The 19,217-nt window shown below is 41.3% G+C and carries 23 protein-coding genes; 18 read left to right on the top strand and 5 right to left on the bottom strand.

Annotated features, from left to right (window positions below):
* The first annotated feature begins 203 nt into the window (after positions 1-203).
* Positions 204-1,628, top strand: coding sequence for an aspartate ammonia-lyase (gene aspA, locus MKY99_RS17920; protein ID WP_042128747.1), 1,425 nt, complete (start codon positions 204-206; stop codon positions 1,626-1,628).
* 107 nt (positions 1,629-1,735) lie between these two features.
* Here aspA and MKY99_RS17915 read toward each other — a convergent pair whose 3' ends face one another.
* Together MKY99_RS17915 and MKY99_RS17910 are read right to left on the bottom strand one after the other, a co-directional pair.
* Positions 1,736-2,275: a MerR family transcriptional regulator gene (locus MKY99_RS17915; RefSeq protein ID WP_076286206.1), complete on the bottom strand. Its 540-nt coding sequence runs from the start codon at positions 2,273-2,275 to the stop codon at positions 1,736-1,738.
* Positions 2,276-2,290: 15 nt separating this feature from the next.
* Positions 2,291-2,413 carry a hypothetical protein gene (locus MKY99_RS17910; protein ID WP_339265453.1) on the bottom strand — a complete coding sequence of 41 codons (123 nt, stop codon included), beginning with the start codon at positions 2,411-2,413 and terminating at the stop codon, positions 2,291-2,293.
* Between the two features lie 74 nt (positions 2,414-2,487).
* On the opposite strand from MKY99_RS17910, the gene MKY99_RS17905 reads away from it, so the two are divergent.
* The 5 genes from MKY99_RS17905 to ybaK all read left to right on the top strand — a co-directional run bounded on the left by MKY99_RS17905 (position 2,488) and on the right by ybaK (position 5,354).
* Positions 2,488-3,108 carry a bifunctional transcriptional activator/DNA repair enzyme AdaA gene (locus MKY99_RS17905; protein WP_339271706.1) on the top strand — a complete coding sequence of 207 codons (621 nt, stop codon included), beginning with the start codon at positions 2,488-2,490 and terminating at the stop codon, positions 3,106-3,108.
* Entirely contained in the window at positions 3,098-3,631 is a 534-nt protein-coding gene (locus tag MKY99_RS17900) for a methylated-DNA--[protein]-cysteine S-methyltransferase (RefSeq protein WP_076300618.1), read from the top strand. Before MKY99_RS17905 ends, MKY99_RS17900 begins: the two co-directional genes overlap by 11 nt.
* Positions 3,628-4,446, top strand: a complete 819-nt coding sequence (locus MKY99_RS17895; RefSeq protein ID WP_339265452.1) for a radical SAM protein — start codon at positions 3,628-3,630, stop codon at positions 4,444-4,446. The genes MKY99_RS17900 and MKY99_RS17895 overlap by 4 nt, the downstream gene beginning before the upstream one ends.
* Before the next feature lie 86 nt (positions 4,447-4,532).
* Positions 4,533-4,784: a YolD-like family protein gene (locus MKY99_RS17890; RefSeq protein ID WP_042189285.1), complete on the top strand. Its 252-nt coding sequence runs from the start codon at positions 4,533-4,535 to the stop codon at positions 4,782-4,784.
* A gap of 96 nt (positions 4,785-4,880) precedes the next feature.
* Positions 4,881-5,354 carry a Cys-tRNA(Pro) deacylase gene (ybaK, locus tag MKY99_RS17885; RefSeq protein WP_339265449.1) on the top strand — a complete coding sequence of 158 codons (474 nt, stop codon included), beginning with the start codon at positions 4,881-4,883 and terminating at the stop codon, positions 5,352-5,354.
* Here ybaK and MKY99_RS17880 read toward each other — a convergent pair.
* Positions 5,343-6,095: a YdcF family protein gene (locus MKY99_RS17880; protein ID WP_339265447.1), complete on the bottom strand. Its 753-nt coding sequence runs from the start codon at positions 6,093-6,095 to the stop codon at positions 5,343-5,345. The two genes, ybaK and MKY99_RS17880, sit on opposite strands and share 12 nt — an antisense overlap.
* A gap of 248 nt (positions 6,096-6,343) precedes the next feature.
* On the opposite strand from MKY99_RS17880, the gene MKY99_RS17875 reads away from it, so the two are divergent.
* From MKY99_RS17875 to MKY99_RS17830, 10 genes are all read left to right on the top strand, one after another.
* Positions 6,344-7,963, top strand: a complete 1,620-nt coding sequence (locus MKY99_RS17875) for a sigma factor-like helix-turn-helix DNA-binding protein (RefSeq protein ID WP_339265445.1) — start codon at positions 6,344-6,346, stop codon at positions 7,961-7,963.
* A 469-nt stretch (positions 7,964-8,432) separates the two neighbouring features.
* Positions 8,433-9,002, top strand: a complete 570-nt coding sequence (locus MKY99_RS17870) for an RNA polymerase sigma factor (protein WP_339265443.1) — start codon at positions 8,433-8,435, stop codon at positions 9,000-9,002.
* Positions 8,995-10,476 carry a DUF4179 domain-containing protein gene (locus MKY99_RS17865; RefSeq protein ID WP_339265441.1) on the top strand — a complete coding sequence of 494 codons (1,482 nt, stop codon included), beginning with the start codon at positions 8,995-8,997 and terminating at the stop codon, positions 10,474-10,476. The genes MKY99_RS17870 and MKY99_RS17865 overlap by 8 nt, the downstream gene beginning before the upstream one ends.
* 210 nt (positions 10,477-10,686) lie before the next feature.
* The gene (locus MKY99_RS17860; RefSeq protein WP_339265439.1) at positions 10,687-10,941 is read left to right on the top strand and encodes a hypothetical protein; all 255 of its coding nucleotides are present in this window, start codon (positions 10,687-10,689) and stop codon (positions 10,939-10,941) included.
* A 107-nt stretch (positions 10,942-11,048) separates the two neighbouring features.
* Positions 11,049-11,459, top strand: a complete 411-nt coding sequence (locus MKY99_RS17855) for a hypothetical protein (RefSeq protein WP_339265437.1) — start codon at positions 11,049-11,051, stop codon at positions 11,457-11,459.
* Positions 11,460-11,701: 242 nt separating this feature from the next.
* Positions 11,702-12,151, top strand: coding sequence for a DUF1569 domain-containing protein (locus tag MKY99_RS17850; protein ID WP_339265435.1), 450 nt, complete (start codon positions 11,702-11,704; stop codon positions 12,149-12,151).
* A 217-nt stretch (positions 12,152-12,368) separates the two neighbouring features.
* Positions 12,369-12,890: an AAA family ATPase gene (locus MKY99_RS17845; RefSeq protein WP_339265433.1), complete on the top strand. Its 522-nt coding sequence runs from the start codon at positions 12,369-12,371 to the stop codon at positions 12,888-12,890.
* Positions 12,891-13,037: 147 nt separating this feature from the next.
* Positions 13,038-13,871, top strand: a complete 834-nt coding sequence (locus tag MKY99_RS17840; RefSeq protein ID WP_339265431.1) for a GNAT family N-acetyltransferase — start codon at positions 13,038-13,040, stop codon at positions 13,869-13,871.
* Positions 13,872-13,963: 92 nt separating this feature from the next.
* Complete coding sequence (locus tag MKY99_RS17835) at positions 13,964-14,764, top strand: hypothetical protein (protein ID WP_339265430.1); 801 nt, start codon at positions 13,964-13,966, stop codon at positions 14,762-14,764.
* Between the two features lie 215 nt (positions 14,765-14,979).
* Positions 14,980-15,705 carry a hypothetical protein gene (locus MKY99_RS17830; protein WP_339265429.1) on the top strand — a complete coding sequence of 242 codons (726 nt, stop codon included), beginning with the start codon at positions 14,980-14,982 and terminating at the stop codon, positions 15,703-15,705.
* A 188-nt stretch (positions 15,706-15,893) separates the two neighbouring features.
* On the opposite strand, the gene MKY99_RS17825 is transcribed toward MKY99_RS17830, so the two are convergent.
* A complete protein-coding gene (locus MKY99_RS17825; RefSeq protein ID WP_339265427.1) occupies positions 15,894-16,910 on the bottom strand; it encodes an aminoglycoside phosphotransferase family protein in 1,017 nt (338 codons plus the stop codon).
* Positions 16,907-17,980 (bottom strand): ribosome small subunit-dependent GTPase A, encoded by a 1,074-nt coding sequence (gene rsgA / locus MKY99_RS17820; protein ID WP_339265425.1) that lies wholly within the window; start codon positions 17,978-17,980, stop codon positions 16,907-16,909. Before rsgA ends, MKY99_RS17825 begins: the two co-directional genes overlap by 4 nt.
* Before the next feature lie 708 nt (positions 17,981-18,688).
* On the opposite strand from rsgA, the gene MKY99_RS17815 reads away from it, so the two are divergent.
* Together MKY99_RS17815 and MKY99_RS17810 are read left to right on the top strand one after the other, a co-directional pair.
* Positions 18,689-18,859, top strand: coding sequence for a hypothetical protein (locus MKY99_RS17815; protein WP_339265422.1), 171 nt, complete (start codon positions 18,689-18,691; stop codon positions 18,857-18,859).
* 36 nt (positions 18,860-18,895) lie between these two features.
* Entirely contained in the window at positions 18,896-19,198 is a 303-nt protein-coding gene (locus tag MKY99_RS17810) for a hypothetical protein (protein ID WP_339265420.1), read from the top strand.
* Positions 19,199-19,217 lie beyond the last annotated feature (19 nt).

The following is a 19,217-nucleotide window of genomic DNA, read 5'->3' as shown; positions in this document are numbered from 1 at the left end:
TCAATTGGAAATTTACTCCTAAAAAAACCAGCTTTCCTTTAAGGGCAAGGCTTTCGTAATTTTATTTGAAATTAATTACATTAATCTCTAATTTTATGAGAGACATTTATCACAATAAAGGTTAATATCTAAGTGAGACATATGAATGAATGCGCTTTCTTAAATCCGTTCAAACCTAACTCAAAGAATGCGAGGGATTTACTGTGACAGGAACTGAATTTCGTGTAGAAAATGATTTTCTAGGCAGCAAACAAGTAGATAAGAACGCATACTATGGGATTCAGACATTACGCGCAGTAGAGAATTTTCCAATTACGGGTTATAGAGTGCACAATGAATTAATCAAAGCGATGGGGATCGTAAAGAAAGCCGCTGCGCTTGCAAATATGGAAATCGGCAGGCTCTATCGTGGGCTTGGAGAAGTTGTTGTGAAAGCAGCAGATGAGATCATCGAAGGTCAATGGCACGAACAATTTATTGTAGACCCTATACAGGGTGGTGCAGGTACCTCGTTAAATATGAATGCCAATGAAGTCATTGCTAACCGAGCATTAGAGCTGCTTGGTCATGAAAAAGGAGACTATCGTCATTTAAGTCCCAACTCTCATGTGAATATGGCGCAGTCTACAAATGATGCATTCCCGACGGCTATTCATATTGCGACGCTTTCTCTTCTGGAACAACTGCTTGTTACTATGCGCAGAATGCATGAGGTGTTTGCAGACAAAGCTAAGGAATTTGATCCGGTTATAAAAATGGGACGCACGCATCTACAAGATGCAGTGCCAATTCGTCTGGGCCAAGAGTTTGAGGCTTATCGCAGAGTACTTGAGAGAGATATCAAACGTATTGAACATACACGTCATCATTTGTATGAAGTGAATATGGGGGCAACGGCAGTAGGAACTGGATTAAATGCTGACCCTCGATATATCGAAGTGGTTGTAGAACATTTGGCCGAAATAAGTGGATTGCCGCTAGTTACTGCAGATCATCTTGTGGATGCTACGCAAAATACAGATGCATACACAGAAGTATCTGCTGCGCTAAAAGTCTGCATGATGAACATGTCCAAGATCGCTAATGATCTTCGACTCATGGCCTCCGGCCCGCGGACAGGGTTTAATGAAATTTCATTACCTGCTCGCCAGCCTGGTTCCTCCATTATGCCAGGTAAAGTTAATCCGGTTATGGCAGAGGTCATCAATCAGGTAGCTTTTCAAGTGATAGGAAATGACCATACAATCTGTCTGGCTTCCCAAGCGGGTCAACTGGAACTGAATGTTATGGAGCCAGTTCTAGTGTTTAATCTCATTCAGTCCATCAGCATCATGAACAACTCCTTCCAAGTCTTCACAGATTTCTGTCTGGCTGGTATTGAAGCCAATAAAGAGAAGCTAGAGCGGGATGTGGAGCGGAGTGTCGGAATCATTACTGCGGTTAACCCGCATTTGGGCTACGAAGTGGTTTCACGTATTGCTCGTGAGGCGATTTTGACAGGAGAATCTGTTCGTGAATTGTGCCTTAAGTATAATGTGTTATCCGAGGAAGAGCTCAATCTGATTCTGGACCCATACGAAATGACGCATCCAGGAATCGCAGGCTCAGCTTTATTGCAGAAGCAATAGGGGATTACCTAACCGTTAATCGCTGACTTTGTCATCCATGTCCAACGATATTTAAAAAGAACCTACTTCAACGTTAGTTAGAAGTAGGTTCTTTTTGTGTTTCAGGCTTACAGGAAAAAGAATGAGCGTAATAGACCACGTTTTCTTGGTGGAGAGGGCAACCTTGCAGTAGTAACGGGATGGGAAGCTTCATTAGATGTGAAGGCGTTGCCTTTTGAAACTTGCATGGGTTCTAGGGTTGCCGCTAATTGTTTGATCATTATCCGCAGATCCTCAAGCTCCTCACGCTGCTGAAGCAACTGTATCATGACTACTTCGTCAGCTTTTTGATCGAGTGTACGTTCAATATAATGAATCCGGGATAATATATCTTGCATAGGCTCAGCGTCTGTGGGATGAAGTGGATCTTGCGGTGACGTGGACATCTGCTTTTCATTCGAGTCAGTTAATTGAATACTCTCTAGTGGTTCTCCGTGATTAATGCGGTCTTTAATATGACTAAGCAAGCTGATTTGCTGCTCTGAGAATGTATAGTGGCCAAACCGGTCTTTTGGAAAAAAATCAGGGAACATAGCAGCCCAACGTTTGATCGTAGTCTGGCTAACGGACAGCAGCTCTGCGGCATCCTTTGTTTTCAGAATTTCCATTTTGATTCCTCCAGTTCAGGTAGTCATGTTATGAGTAATTCGTTGTTCAATTGCTGCTCCCTGCAAGGTTGACAAAGGAAGTGCGGATTCGATAAACAAAGTGTAATTACGAGCAATCTCACCATTCTTGTATTTCACTATCTTGCTTTTACATTCTAGAATGAGTACAGATGACCCTGAAGCGGGGTATACTTGGTTTAGAGGTGAATCGTATGGATAAGAGTGGAGAAGTGGAGAAGATGACTGAGGAGCAATGGCAGGCTATTTTGCAAAATGATGCAGCTTATAACGAAAAATTCTTTTATGCAGTGAAGACTACGGGAATCTTTTGCCGACCTTCCTGCAAGTCCAAAGCACCTAATCGAGAGAATACACGTATCTTTCAAAATGCAGAACAAGCATTAGAATCTGGATTTCGTCCCTGTAAAAGATGCAAACCAACGGGTGAGCGGCTGCCGGATAAGGAATGGGTGGCTGTAATGACTGAATATATCGACAAACATTATCATGAACCTCTTACTCTTGAAACGCTGGCAGAAGTCTGTCATGGAAGCCCTTATCATCTGCATCGAACCTTCAAGAAAGTAACGGGAATCACTCCAGTGGATTATATACAGCAAAAGAGAATCGATCAGGCATCTGAATATTTGGTTACCACGGATCGGGATGTAGCTGATATTGGATTACATGTGGGTCTGCCAAATACGCCGTATTTTATTACCTTATTTAAGAAAAAGACGGGGCTTACCCCAACGAAGTATCGACAGCTTAACAAATTAGAATTAACGAATCATTCTGAATTATTCTTGGAGGTACAGAAAAATGGAGAGTAGACCAAGTGCAATCATATACTGGACATTGCTAGCTTATAAGGAATGGAGTTTCTATATCGCAGCGTCGGAGAAAGGATTAAGTTATGTGGGGTCGCAGCAGAAGCCATTCGAAGAAATGAGTGACTGGATCAGCCGTAGATTTCCTGAAAGTAAACTGGTGCAGGACGATGAGAAAATGGTTCCATTTGTACAGGAACTGATCGAATATTTGCAAGGGGTACGGCAGGCATTCAGCATTCCTTTTGACTATCGTGGGACTCCATTTCAACTCGCGGTGTGGAAAGCGTTATGTGAAATCCCATATGGACAAACGTGGTCTTATTCGGACATCGCCACACATATTCAAAAGCCTGCTGCAGTACGCGCGGTAGGGACGGCCATAGGTGCAAATCCGATACTAATTACGGTGCCCTGCCACCGAGTCATTGGCAAGAATGGAACATTAACTGGCTACCGCGGGGGATTAGAGATGAAGACTAGGCTGCTTAATTTGGAAAGTGGAAAGAGTGCTCTAGAATTATGAATATTGAGATCCAGTACAAAACCCCAAAGACCTTACTAAATAAGGGGACGGGTTATCTGAACGGATATAGTCATTCTTTAAACCCATATACCGGCTGTACTTATGGCTGTTCTTATTGTTATGTGCGTCAAATGCCTGTTTCACTGTTTCGACAAGAGGAATGGGGAACGTGGGTAGATGTCAAACAAGAAGCTGCATCTATCTTACGCAAAGAACTCCAGAAAGCAAAGTCCAAAGGACCGGTCTCCATCTTTATGTCCTCTAGTACAGATCCATACCAACCGATAGAGCACAAGGAGCAGGTAACCAGGGCTTTGCTGGAGGTTATGGTGGAGACCCCGCCCGATTTTCTGTTCGTGCAGACGCGCAGTCCGCTCGTACGCAGAGATATAGATTTATTATTACGCTTAGAAGACAAGGCTCGCGTGAGTATGACTGTAGAGACGGATCGTGAAGATATTCGTGAAAAATTCACACCAAGTGCTCCGCCCATTTCTGCAAGATTAAAGACACTGAAATTACTGCGTGAAGCGGGCATTCCTGTTCAAGCAACCATCGCTCCGGTATTGCCAAGCAGCACTTCTTTTCCAGAGATCCTAAGGGGTTTGGTGGATAGGGTCTGTATCGACGATTATTTTATGGGAGATGGCAGTGGGGGCAAACGGACACGGAGATTAGGTATTTATTCCCTTTATGAAGAGCTGCAATTGGAAGAATGGTACGATCCGGCGGCTTATCGCAGGGTGTACGATGGACTCCGGAGTGTTTTTAATGAAGATGAGCTTTTCTTGAGCCAGAAGGGGTTCGAGCCTTAAACTGAAACATGATATAATAAACGAGAGCATTCATACTTAGTATTTTAAAATACTTAATACCTGTAATCGCTTATTGGAGGAGTAGAGTGGCAAAAGCAAAAGTAGCCAAGCGGCCCACAAGAGATGAATTTGTACTTGAGGAGCTAGGCAATCAGTTAGTTGAAGCCAAGCAAGAAGGTTCTGAGATTTTATTGACCGTATGGGGAAAAGAAGAACAGGTGCGCGGAACGATTGTAGAAATGGACTCGCGGACTGGAAAAGTACACATCAGTAAAAACGAAGGTATCGAAAAAGTTCCGTTTATGGATATTATGCAAGTTAATTATCCCAGAGATTAATGGGAACGCAGCAATAAGAGGTCCTGTGAGCCATGTTGGCTTTGGGGCCTCTTTGACCATAAAATATCGAGTAGATTAAAGAGAGGTAGATCAGATATGGCAGTAACCAAAACCAACGCGATGAGAATGCTAGATGCGAAGAAAATTGGATATGAAGTGTTTGTTTATGACAACGAGGATGGACTAATCCATGGTACGGCAGTTGCGGAGAAGATTGGAAAGTCGGCAGAGACGGTTTTTAAAACTTTGGTCGCTCATAGCGGAGCAAATCTTTATGTATTTGTTATACCGGTTGCTGAGGAGCTGGATCTCAAAAAGGCGGCCAAGGCCGCCGGAGAGAAAAAGATTGAGATGCTGCCAGTGAAGGACTTGCAGAAATGGACGGGTTATATCCGTGGTGGATGTTCACCAGTCGGTATGAAAAAGCTATATCCAACGTTCATTGATAGCAGCGCAGAAAGTCAGGGAACGATAGCCGTTAGCGCCGGAAAAATTGGGCAACAATTGGATGTATCACCGCAGCTTCTTGCAGGGGTAACAAATGCGAAATTCACAGATCTAATTAAATAGATGAGCAACAAGAAGACCTAAATACTCCTTTAAGGCTGTGCCTGTAGTGGAGATGGCTCCTGGCGAAGGAGTGAACTTTGAGGGTTGCAACGAAAATTCAGCGCTGGCGATATAATCTGTAGGAAAAGCTTGCGCTGTTAGCCCTGCATTCTTGAAGTGCTGCATCGAGCGGGGCATATGAAACCCTGATGTGACAAGTACAGGACGCTTAAGTCCCTTCTCTTGTAGGATTGCGGCGGTATTTACAGCATTCTGCTCCGTGTTAAGAGATTGATTGTCGGTCAGGATATCCTCTTCGGGGACACCGAGTCCAAGGAGTTGTCTTTTTGCGATATCCGCTTCATTGCCGCTGTCGGAGAAGACTTGTCCACCAGAGAATAGGATGGGTAAACCACTCGCATTATGTAGTCGCACAGCTGTAATTAGCCGATTCGCTGCTGATCCATATAAGTTACCCTCGCCATCAATATCCGGTGTCCCAGAGCTTGCACCTCCACCAAGCACAACGATGACATCTCCTTGCAATGTATCCGGTTGTGGATATTTTCGTTCTAAACCTCCGATTAACGCATCGCTGACTAAGGGAGTCATGGAGAAGTACATAAGCAGTGTAATACCAAGCAGAACAAGTGCAGGACGACGGTTCTTTTTCCATAACCAAATGACAAGACCGAGCAGAAGTAGGATGAAAAGTCCTGGAGGAAGCACAAAGCTGTATACAAATTTGATGATGTAAATCAACAGTATCAACCGCCTTCGTAAAGTATGAGTTCAGGTTGTATTGTAACATGAGTTGGGGTGTTCGAAGTTGCACAAAAGACCGAAACGGTCTTTTTTTATTTAATGAGAAGCCTAATCTAGAACTAGATTGGGAGCGGCATTAAGCTAAAGGGAAGGATAGTTGAATAAATTTTTCTAAACTCCCCAACCTTTATCGTTTTCGCTGCAGTATATATTTGAGTGCCACCGATAGAAGGAGCTTTTAGAACATGAATAAACAACAAGCTGACCGAATCATCAAGGATTACATCAAGCCGCTATATGGTTTTGCTTTGAACAAAACGGGAACGATCGCCGAAGCCGAGGAGCTGGCGGGAAGAATTACGCTGGAAGTATACCAAGCGCTTCTCAAAAAGTCAGAGTTCTTGGATCTGAACAGTTACGTCTTTAAGATTGCGCATTATGTATGGGCGAAATTCGTAGGCGAAAAAGTGAAAGCTTCCAACCAAATGCGGATTGATGACCAAGAGGTGATGTCCAGAGACGAGGGCTTCGACGAGATCATTCGTCAAGAAACGGCTGGCGCTTTGCGGCGGGAAATAGCTTTTTTATCTCACCAGCAACGGGCAATTGTTATCAAGTACTATTATGGTGGAATGAAAATTAGTGGAATCGCGGCTGAGCTGGGTCTTTCTAGCGGCACAATCAAATGGCATTTATTCGAAGCGAAAAAGGAGCTGAAACACAAAATGAACACCATTCGATCAATGGGTAATCTCGGCATCAACCCGATTCGCATGACAGGTTTAGGGCATAATGGATCCCCAGGAAAGAAAGGCGACACCTCTGACTTTTTAGCGACAGCGATTAGACAAAACATCGCTTTCTCAACGTATCACAAGCCACTCACGATTAATGAAATTGCTGAAGAGCTGGGCATTTCACCAGTATTTATAGAGGATGAAATCGAACTACTGGAAGAATACGGATTCATGGATAAACTACCGGGTAGAAAGTATCGTACCAATATGTACATAGAAGATCCGTCCCCAATGAAAAGCGAGGTGCTGTACCCATTGTTCAAAGAATATGCGGAGATTGCAGTCGAGCATTATTTCAAGACATTTTTCTCGATGGGTGAAGTGTTCCAAGAGACGGGTATCTACATTCCTGGCGGCGATGTCAATCTACTGTTGTGGAGCCTCATTCCGTATGCTGGTAATCAATTGAGCTTCAAAGAACTCAATAGGGTTAGCCATGAAGAGGTTTCCGTCAGCCGCAAAGATGGCGGCCATTACGCCGCTCATGCAACGATTCACAGAGAGTTTGACGTCAGTTTTGATCCTAAACAATATTATTATAGTGGAAATATGAATCGGGATTCCGATGAGTTTGCAATAAAGGCATGGCAGGTCGATACGTGGTGGTGTGGCAGGAAGGACAGTTGGCGAGACAATCTGAGTTCGGATTTCATTAGTCTGATGCATGTGATCAATGGAGGTTTACCGCAAAACGATGTAAACATTGATGCCTATCGCCGTCTTTTCGATAAACAATATTTGCTGAGAACGGAATCTGACCTTGAAGTTAACATTGTTTATTGCAAGGATAAGCAAACAGGAGAACGTCTGCATGCGGCGATTCCGCAACCGTCCGAACGAATCAAAGAAGCCGCCACGAAATTGGATCAAGCTGTTTATCAAGTGAACCTCGAAGGACAACCAGATCATGCACATAAATATGTACGTTACTGGTCACAGAACTGCATGGCGTCGGGAACCATACTCGCCTTCGTACTCAAACATTTAGTTGATATCGGTATGTTAAAAGTACCTGATCCGCATCGTAAAAAAGGCATTTCTACAATCATGTTCATGAATCAACGCTAGCTTCAAATTAATCGAAGAAAATGGAATATTCTTTAATGCAGCAATGTGAAGATATCTCGCAGTAGCCTTCGATTTAGCTAAGAACGATTTAATAAAAGGCGATTAAGATGATTGCAGTTACAAGTTGCTCAACTAACTGAGAACTATAGTTCAATAATGAGAGGGTTGCCGAGAGGTAGCCCTTTGTTCAACTAACGGGCAGGATAATTTAAGTATAAATCTGGATAATGTGGGCTGAAAACTTCTTCAGCTGAACGGTTATTATGAAAAAATGGGTGATTTCTCTAATAGCTGTCGTAATGAATTAACGCCAAAAAAGTCTGATAAGAAATTCAAATCAGAAAATTTATTGATAACCTCGCAAGTAGCAGTTCACCCAAGTGAGGGAAAAGTTTTTTCCTCTTTTTATGAACCAAAATACGAGAACTGGTGAATAAGAAGTGAAAGGAAAAACGAGGAGGTCTTTTAAGTGAAAGAAAATCATCATTTTCCAATACCCAAGGAAGGAGGTCCAGTTGATTTTGAAACACTTGTTCAACCTCACTTAACTAGTGCATTTCGAGTCGCTTTTTTGATCGTTCATGATTATCATCTAGCTCAGGATGCCGTTCAAGAAGCACTATGGGAAGCGTATAAATCACTTTATCGATATGATAAACGAAAAGGGACATCGTTTCGAGCTTGGTTTATAAAAATTGTGACACATCGTGCACTTAATATGGTGCGTAGAAAGAAAAATACGGAAGAATATTTGGACTCTATTGACCCTGGGCAAAACCCATTGGAGAGTATTCTTCAAAAGGAGAAAGAGCAACAGATTTGGCGAGCGATTCAGATGATGACGCTGAAACATCGCTCAGTAGTTATCCTTTACTATTATGAGGAGTTTAGTATAGCTGAAATTGCAAAAATCCTTGGTGTATTTGAGGGAACGGTAAAATCAAGGCTACATAAGGCCAGAAAGTTAATTGCTGAAAAAATACAAATAAACAAAGAAACACAGGTATTTACCGAGATGGGAGTGAACATGCATGACTAATCTTGACAAACAAATTGCACAAACTCTAAAAAATGTTGCTGGAGAATTGGATCAGCCTAGTTTTGTGATTCCTGACCAAGTGGTAGCCTATAAAAGAAAAAGGTCGCGTTTACTAGGCACTTTGGTACTTCCTGTCTTAATCAGCTGCGCTTTGCTTTTAACGATATCGGTGAGTCCTACCTTTGCGGCCTATGTTAAATCGCTATTTAATGGTTCTGATAAAGAACTGCAATATGCAGCACAGGAAGGTTTTTCACAGAAGGTAAATGCCTCTGTTACTGATCGGGGCTATACTCTTGAAATAGAGGAGATATTGGCTGATCCGATGAGAATTGTGGCTGTTTATTCGATCAAGGATCAGCAAAAGAACTTTATTCATCCGGATAAGCTTCACATAAGTAACGTAGAGGTAACAGATTTGAAAGGGAATGTGATTAGAGAAACTAAAACGTATATGGTAGAAATCCAAGAAAATTACGGATATCTCACTCTAAAAAAACCGGGGGAAACAGAAGAACAAAACCTTTTATTACAGTTCGAGGGGAATCAGATCGACTCTGTTAAAGGAAATTGGGCCTTAAAGATTCCTATTGATTTAGAAAAAGCAATTAAGGCATCCAAGGTGCTACCAATCGATAAGACGTATACCACACCACAGGGACTGCAAATCAATCTAAATAGCATTATGCATTCACCGACTGCTGCCCGTGTGGATTATGAAACGAAATGGACGGAAGAGGCAAAGAAAAGATTAGTAGAGGAAAGTAAACAAGTGAAAGGAAAACTAGATTCAGTTGATCCTTATGTTCGCTATGATGATTATAAACTGAATTTTCATGTTGAAAATGAAAAAGGAGAGAAAGTAAAAGATTTAACTAGGGCGCTTGATATTTCACGCAAAGCCGTGGGAGAATACGGTCATTCTAATCGGAAGTATGGATTTGCTCCCCTGTCTCCTGATCATCAATATACACTAGTATTGGATTCTTTAGAAAAAACAGAACCGTATGAGCTAGGTGTATCATTTGAGCCAAAACAGCTTGCTGAAAAACCTGTAAGAGTAGATGAGGATGGCAAAACGATTGAGATCATGTCCGTAACCTTTGACGAACCATTAAATGAAGCATCTCCAAAGAATGAGAAGCACGCTACTATTTTGCTAGAGGCTTATTTAAAGGATATATCATATATTAATGTAGCAGATACGATTTTAATGGATGATGACACAGATAAAATTATTAATCGTTTTGGTTGGACTATAAAGGATGAAAAGGGCAAAATATACAATGTAACAGGTGGAAATTTTAAAATGATAGGAAAGGATGAACAAGGCAGAAACCATATCCGAATAAAATTGCAAAGTGATGAAATGAAAGAACTCCCTCAAAAGCTAAGTCTTACTTCAGAATTGGCAAAAAAGAGCTATGACCTGGATTGGAAAGTACCATTGCCAATGCCAAAAGAAGACAAATAAGAAAAGCGAAAGCGGAAAATCATGGCCTTTTAATTCTTTAACAGTGTCTGGTAGTAGCCGCGGGTACATCTGCACAAAATCTTGAATTTTGTAATGTCTTAATCGAGTCTCTTCAACTAACGGGGAACTATAGTTACTTAAAACAAGGAGCAGATCGCCGCGGCAGCTGCTCTTTGTCTTATTGAGCGATAAAGGAGACGGGTGAATTATATGCCAAATGATTATGTTTGGGGGATTTTCGTTGCTGATACTTCAACTGATTTTCCGAATTTCTTTCCAGTCGGTATTTATACCACACGTGAGTTAGCCATTAATGAAGTCGAAGCTTTGCCAAGAGATCACAATTATCAATTACTTCGAATGCCGCTAAATAATAACTTCGCATATTACCATAGAAAGAGTAGTAAGTTGGTTGGAATGGATACGATCCATCATGAACATTTTCATTTCAAAGATGAAAGTTAACCGATAGCGGTTGCTTCGGCAGCCGGTTTTATTTGTTCAACTAACGGCAGGTTAGTTGAACTAAATTTTTATGTGAAAATGTGAATAAATCTGTTTATCGGGGTTGAATGATGATTAATTCTGCTGAAGAATTTGTAAGGTTAAGGCTTAGTGATAACATGGAGGAATATCTGAAGGCTGCATGGGATGAAGCACCTTTTGAGGTTTGGTTACAAGTAATTGAAACGTACCCTGAAATGCGTGAATGGGTAGCACATAATAAATCAATTCCTATTGAGATTATGGAAATTCTAGCTGACGATGCAGATGAAAGGGTTAGATTTAATGTTGCTACAAAAAATCGACTACCAGAAAGTTTACAAATGAAACTGGCAAAAGATTTAGATAGCTCAATTAGAAAACGAATTGTCTATAACAAAAAAGCGACATTTCGAGTTTTAACTATTTTATTGAACGATGATGACGAAGATATAAGAGTACTGGCGAAGAATAGGGTTGATGAGGGACGACATAGGTAAACGTTAGTAGAATAGAAGTTGCTTAGGCAACTGTTTTTTATTTGTTCAACTAATGGGCAGGATAGTGAGCAAAGGTTAGATTGATGGGAAATAGTAAATATTAGAATGACAGCATGCTGTCGAATTGTACTGAAGCAATTATGAATATAATAGACAAACCAGAAGATTCTAGATTATACAGGAAATCGCATCGGTCTACAACATATGTGAACTTCCTCAGATAAATTTAATGGAGTGTGCCAATGGAAAATATATATAATGAATTGCATACAGCAGAAATACTGAACCGCATCGAGAATTTAAGTCCAAATTCAAAACCACAATGGGGAACAATGAATGTTGCTCAAATGTTGGCTCACTGCTCAGCATTTCAAGATATCGCATTGGGAAATTCCTTTCCCCCTAGATATTGGCTAGGAAGGTTAATAGGAAGGTTTGTGAATTCTATTTTCTATAATGACAAGCCGGTACCACACAATATGTCAACAATTCCGACCATACTTATTGTAGATGAAAGAGACTTTATGACAGAAAAAGAAAAACTGAAACAAAAGATTTTAACTTTCCAAAGAAACGGTCCGGAGAAATGTTCATCCTATTCGCATCCTTTTTTTGGAAAGTTTACTCCTGAGCAATGGGGTAAAGGGATTTATAAACATCTAGACCATCATTTAAGACAATTTGGTGCTTAGTATTTTTTCGCAATGATTAATAATTGTTCAGTTTAGTGCAGTAACAACACTTCGCTGTGCTAACGGGACTCGATAGAGGAATAGCGGTTGCTTCGGCAGCCGTTTTTTATTTGTTCACTAACGGTAGTATAGTTCAATTATAGTTGTTTTTTATTTCCAGACTTACAGTTTAAATATTAAAATGAGATTAATTGAATTAATAAGGGGCATTAACAGGATGAACAAGGGTAGAATCGTATTTTTGAACGGTGTTACGAGCTCTGGAAAAACATCAATAGTAGATGCTTTACAGTTAAAATCGCATGAATTTTTTTATGTTGTTGCCAATGACCTTTTTGAAGAAATGATAGGTGAACGTTATCTTCGTGAAGATTATTGGAAGTATTTAAGTGAAGCAATTATCATGATGTATCATACAGCCAAATTATTTTCTGACCATGGTAAAAATGTACTTATTGATGGCATTATGGTAGAAAGGCCTGAGTTGAAACCGCATTATGAAAAAGTGAACAAAATATTTTCTGGTTACCCATTATACATTGTTGAAGTGTTTTGCCCTTTAGACATTTGCCGTCAGAGAAATATTGCACGAGAAAATAGAACCGAAGACCAATCTGATTGGCAACACCAAATCATGGCAAAAGATATCCAGTATAATTGTACTGTCAATACACATTTAAACACTTCCGAAGAATGCGCAGATTTGATTTTAAAAAGTATATTTGAAGATGAAGTATGAATTACTATGCTCGAGATGACACATTCCGGTAACGGGGAAGGTTAGTGTAATAGCGGTTGCTTCGGCAGCCGTTTTTATTTGTTCATCTGTGTTCAGGTTAATTTAACAAGGAACTTATCTAATGATGAAATTTGAAGGAGAGATGAAATGATAGAATTATCTAAAGAAAACTACGCACACGTTCTGCCACTGTTGAAAAATCTAGCATATGAACCTGTGTTTGCGTATTCCGTAATTGAGCGAAATCAATCTGGAAAAGTGTTTGTTGATCACAACGAAAATCCTACCTGCAGTCTTATTATCAATTCATATGGACAGTATTTTTTGGTTAAGAGGGGCGACAATGAGTGCTTCATGAGCGATGTAGTTGAATTTTTGCGAAATGATCAAAATCATTCAAAATATTACGATCTTTATGCTTCAACACCCGAACTACTGTTTCAAATTAGCGAAAGTTTAGCGGGAAAGACCGTATTATTGCACCGTTCTTCTTTTACATTCGATCTATCCAAATTCCAACATCTAAAAAAACCTAACGCATTGCCAGAACAATTTGTTATGAAACGGATGGATAAAGCGCTATTCGATAAATACAAGAATGAAATGGACGCTTCTTATGAGTCGTTATGGAGTTCGGCACAACACTTTTCGGATCGAGGGTTTGGTTACTGTCTTGTGATGGATGATGATTTTGCAAGTGTTTGCAATTCTTATTTTGTGGGTGGAGGGTATGCAGCTATTGATATCGTAACCGTGGATGAATACCAGAATAAAGGGCTAGCAACACTCACGGGTGTAGCATTTATCGAACATTGTCTGAACCATAATCTAGTGCCGAATTATAATTGTGACGCTGGCAATGAACGATCAATACAGCTAGCGAAAAAGTTAGGGTTTGCAAAAAAGTATGATTTTCCAATGTTATGGTGGCATCAGGATCAGAGTATAATTAGTGATTATTTGAAAAGATTCAATTATTAAAAAAGAGAGTTTAAAACGAAAACTTTCCAAAATGACAGGAGTAAACCGGTGATAAAACTATTATTATATGAAAATACATGGGAGGTTTAGCTATGACGATTAACCGCGAGACCATTCTAAACGCAATTGTATCAGACCTTGGAATTGAAAATTATATTTTAGCTATATGGCTAGAGGGTTCAGATGGTACTAAAACTTTGGACGAGTATTCTGATATCGATTTGGTGTGCTATACAAAAGAAGGCTGCATAGATTCTGCAATTACCCGGTTGGATGCCTGTATGCGTCGATTAGGAAAAGTAGATATTGCCTATGAAGAAACTGGTCGACCCACAAATAACCGCTACAAGGTTTACCACCTACAGGAGTCATCAGATAGTCTCTTAGTTGACGTGACGATCCAAAGTGAGAGTGTCCCTGTTTTATTCATTAACGAAGACAAAACTGTCGTACCCGTTATATTGATAGATAAGACTGGTATCGTGAAGTATCAAAACGTTGATCACACGACTCACCATTCACAACTTCAATCACAATTGATACGTGCTCAGGGTATTTACAGTCAAAGGAACCGAGCTGTCAAATATACAAAACGTGGGCTTTTTTTAGAGTCGTTGATTTACTATCATAAGTATGTTGTGAATCCACTTGTAGATGTACTTCGGATAATCTATACACCATTCCAAGCTGACAGCTTCTTGGTTCATGCATCTCGGGATTTTCCTGTCGAAGTGGTACTAATCTTGGAAAAGCTATGTGGTGTAAGAACCGTAGAAGATATAGTAGATCGCATCGAATTGATAGACAAGTTGTTTCGTAATGCCGTAGCAGAGGCTCATGTCATGCTATTACAATCTAAAGAAAGCGAGAATTTAGCGGATACCAACCCATAAGCATTACTGGGTTATTGTGAGTGATCGCAGATACATAACTACGGGAACGCTAGTATTATACTGATAGCAATAGGTTTATAGTATTGAGATAAAACTGAAAAATAGAAATTCATAATGGAGCGATCGTATTGTTTATCCAATCCTTTGAAGACGAAATACTTGAGCAATCTTTGTCCATATTTGTGAAAGATATGAGAGCCATACTTAATAGAAAGTTGCGAAGCATTTACCTTTACGGTTCGGCCATACACAATGATTTATCCCCGGGATACGGGGATTTGGATTTTCTCGTCGTAATTGGAGAGGACCTAAGCCAAAATGAAATCGAATTTCTAAATAAACAAAGATCCAATTATAGATCATCCCTTCTTAGAAGATCCGTTGATAGACAAATCCCCAACCTCTATATCGATATGCTTGAGGGTGCCTTTCTTACGATTAATATGCTGAGTGGGGAAAAGGGCAGTGGCTTATGGTGGGGAACAAAGCGCGAATCCGACTGGACAGAAAATCAATTAGATCTGTTCACCATGCACACGATCAAGGAGCAGAGTATCTTGTTGTATGGTGAGTCCCATCTAGACAATATTCCATCGTATTCGAAGGAAGAGTTCATTAGTTTTTTTAAGGAATATGCCAAGTGTATGCGGAAGTTTGGCAAGGGAAATAGTCTACATTCCGTCGACTGGCTCCTATTAGCTTCTAAATTTATAGCTTGGTGGCAGGAAGGTGTCATCTTGTCTAAAAGCCAAGCAGCAGATTGGGGGCATTTACATCTTAGTAGCGGATGGAAAGATAATTTGAAGAGATGCAAGGAGCTAAGGAAGGATCCATCCATGGTAACACGTTTAGAGTATTCCGAATGGTTGAGTAATTTGGAGCCAGCCATTATTGAAGCATCACATGATCTGGACAGAGTTCTCGAAACAACAATTCATTAAACTAGAATCTTTTTAGTCCTATAAAAAAGACTGTTAATAATAGATTTTTCGCTAACAGAACACGTTAGTTAAGTGAAATAGCGACAGTCTAGAACTTTATTTCCATTGTCGATCCACCGAATGGGAGTAAAGAAAGAAGCTCCGAAAACCCATTATATTCAAGGGGTTTCGGAGTTCTTTTTTTAGAGTCAACCCTGCGCAGGGCTGGTCTTCATTTCATGGATTTTTTGGAGCGTATGAAGACACTTTGTTTTCTCGTCATCGTCCTCTGTGTGGAGATACCACTCTACAAGCCTGTACCCGAACATGAGAAGGATCAATTCGAAGACGCAATTAGCGGCGATAGGGGATGCATCTGCATACTCCGAAAAACCTTTGTAATACGCAGGGACACATCGTTGGTAGTATTCGACCATGTGATCGATATCCGCTTCATCCGCAATCAAGCTTGCGAGATCCTCGCCCATGTAGCCCCATCCGCATGTATCCCAGTCGATGAGCGCGATTTTCCCGTCGGCATAGATCAGGTTGGTCACCCAGAAGTCCCGGTGGCATAGCACTAGGGGCAATTGCTCAATGCGGGCGAGTATCTCATCTGCGTGCTCATCGATGTCGATGAGCATTTGCCGCATGTGCTGCGGGAATTCGCAGTCCTCCGAGCGTATATAATCGTAGACGACTGGCCACGACCGGTAATGCAGATACGTATTCTTCATGAGATCTGCATGGCTCAGGTTTGTCAGGCTCTGCAGCACAGCGGGCTTTTCCGCATACAGCTTGCCTTGATAGCGTCCTAACTCCAGCGCCGCCTCTTCATACATGTCACCGGTTAAGTCTAAACCGGTTACGCCATCGATATATTCCAGCCACAGCTGGAATTCATTTTCTTCGGCATTCATCTCCGCATGGTAACATGTTGGCCAGCGGAAGGTATCCGAGAACGTCGTTCCCAAGTCAGACATATAGAGATCATATTCCCGGCGCCAGGAATCCGGATCGTTGTAACGTTCCCATTTCTTTTGAATTTTCAGCACGATACGGTACGGCATTTTTTCACCATCCGCGGTTTCGGCGATCCCGTTTACCAGGTGCACATTTCCCACAGTTCCGCCCTGTAACGGCATGGTTTGGCAGTCAGCCGAGATAATATCCTTCTTGAAGTGTCGGCTTAAGGCATAGATCAGCGTTTCAAATTTAATATTCATTTCTTCCATCCTCCGTTTTTCTTCGTTTGCTTGCTTGACATAGCTATCGTTTTATTTCGAGCCCTCTTGTCGATGAGGTAGCTTGTTTTATCCTGGACATACTTGTGCTCATGTTGCTGGGCAACATAATACTCCCACCGTTCACGCGGCAACGAACCGTCGGCAAGCGCGGCGAGAACGGCACAGTCCGGCTCGCCCTGATGGCGGCAATTTGCAAACCGGCATTGCGGGAACAATTTCTCCACATCGGTAAAGCTTGTGCTTATACCTACCCCGGCATCAAAAAGCCCGAGCTCACGCATTCCCGGCGTATCGATGACCATCGTTCCGGAGGGGAGCATGAACAGCTGACGGTGCGTTGTCGTATGCCGCCCCCGGCTATCAACCTCTCGAATCGCCTGAACCCTCATTACGTCCTGTTCTATCAATGCATTGAGCAGAGAAGATTTACCGACGCCGGACATGCCGAGAAAGACGACTGTTTTACCAGGCATCAAGTAGGAAGTGAGTTCGTTCAGCCCCAGGCCGGTATGACTGCAGATCGCATGAACTGGCACATCAGGGATGCTTTGTGTAACTTCTGCGAGCGGGAGATTATAATCTTCAACGAGATCAGCCTTGGTTAGAATGACGACTGGCTGACTGCCGCTCTGTCTGACTTGTGTCAGGTACCGCATGAGGCGGGTAACGTTGAAATCCCAATTCAAAGAAGAAAGAATGAACACATAGTCAAAGTTGGTTGCAACGACCTGTTCCCGCACGGTTTTGGCGTAGCCTACGGCATGCCCTGAGTAATCTGCGCGTGAGAACTTGGAACGGCGGGGCAGTACCGTAACGATGAGCGAATCTCCGCTCTCGTTGTAGCGCAGCAAGACGAAATCCCCGACGCACGGAAAATCTACGCGTGTTTCCACGCTGTGATAGAATGCTCCTTTGAGCACCGCCGTTACTTCGCCGCGCTCGGTCATGACCGTGAAGCGCTCGCGCCGAAGCTCTGTCACCCTACCGGGCAATAATCCGTCGGGAATTGCTTCTATTTCTGTATAGCCATAGGTTTTCAGATTTATCATAATTTTTTTGTTAGCTCCTTTAATGTTGTTTTTGGACGCAAAAATGCCACGGACAAGCAGCCTCTAAAGAAGCTGCTGTCACGCGGCATCAGGACGCAAAAAAGACACGACCTTCATCGTATCCTGCAAACAGCAATATTCACGAAAGGTTACTTCGGATGGCATACCAAATAACAGGGGCGTTTCCCCGCTTTTTTCGCGTATGCCTACTATTCAGTTTTAAGACCAAACCACCATATAAGTAGTTGCCATTAAAACACATCTCCCTTCGTGTCAGGAACTTGCTTATCGCTAAGCTTTCTATAAAATAACCTATTTTGGAAAAAAAATCAATGCCTGACAGCGCAGATTGTCGGCCTTCACCATCGAGTCTGCCGTTGATAAAGAACTCGCGAGCATTAAAAGTCAGCGTGAGCGCTTCCTCAAGTTGTTTGAAGGAAACGGCGATGGTATATCAAAGATCAGCGAAATTGCAGAAATCGACAAGATATTCATTGTATACTAATAATTCATCATTCAACTAACGGTAGGTTAAGTGGGAGTTATTTACAAATGGAATATGTTAGTGTATTTTTATTTTATGCATATATGGAAAGAGGAGAAAAAAATGAAATATACTATTGGGAAAAATCTTAGAGTAAAGAAGTGTTAATAGAGCATTTACTAGAAGGGAGATAACACTTTGAATTAAAAATAATGAGGTGTAATATGAATCCAACAATTGAAGCCTTTTTTTGCGATATAGAGCTTGTTCACTTTGCATTATTAAAAGAAGAGAATCAATATTACTTGAACAATTCCCGGAAGAAGATGGTATCATTACATTTCGCCCAGTTGGTGGCACGATTGAGTATGGGGAAGATAGCAAATCAGCTGTAATACGAGAAGTAAAAGAGGAAATTAATATTGATATTATTGAGCCCAAAATTGATAGGGATTATCGAGCACATCTTCCCTTGGTACGGAGAAATTGGACATGAATATGATTTTTTTTATGAAGCGAGCTTTAGTCGAATGGATAACTATAACAAGAATGAATTTGAAGGGATTGAGGGGGACAAAAAGTTTATAGCTGTTTGGAAGAACTTAGATGATTTTGAAGAAAACATTCAGTATAAACTTGTTCCTGACGGTCTTTATGAGATGCTTACAAGTGGGCAAATTTCTGATATTAAACATATTAACACAAAAGATTTATTGGCTTTTAAAGGGTCTTGATTTAACCTAGCGGGACACG

Source organism: Paenibacillus sp. FSL R5-0470 (assembly GCF_037975205.1).
GTDB lineage: Bacteria > Bacillota > Bacilli > Paenibacillales > Paenibacillaceae > Paenibacillus_AQ.
This window is presented reverse-complemented; position numbering and strand designations above follow the sequence as displayed.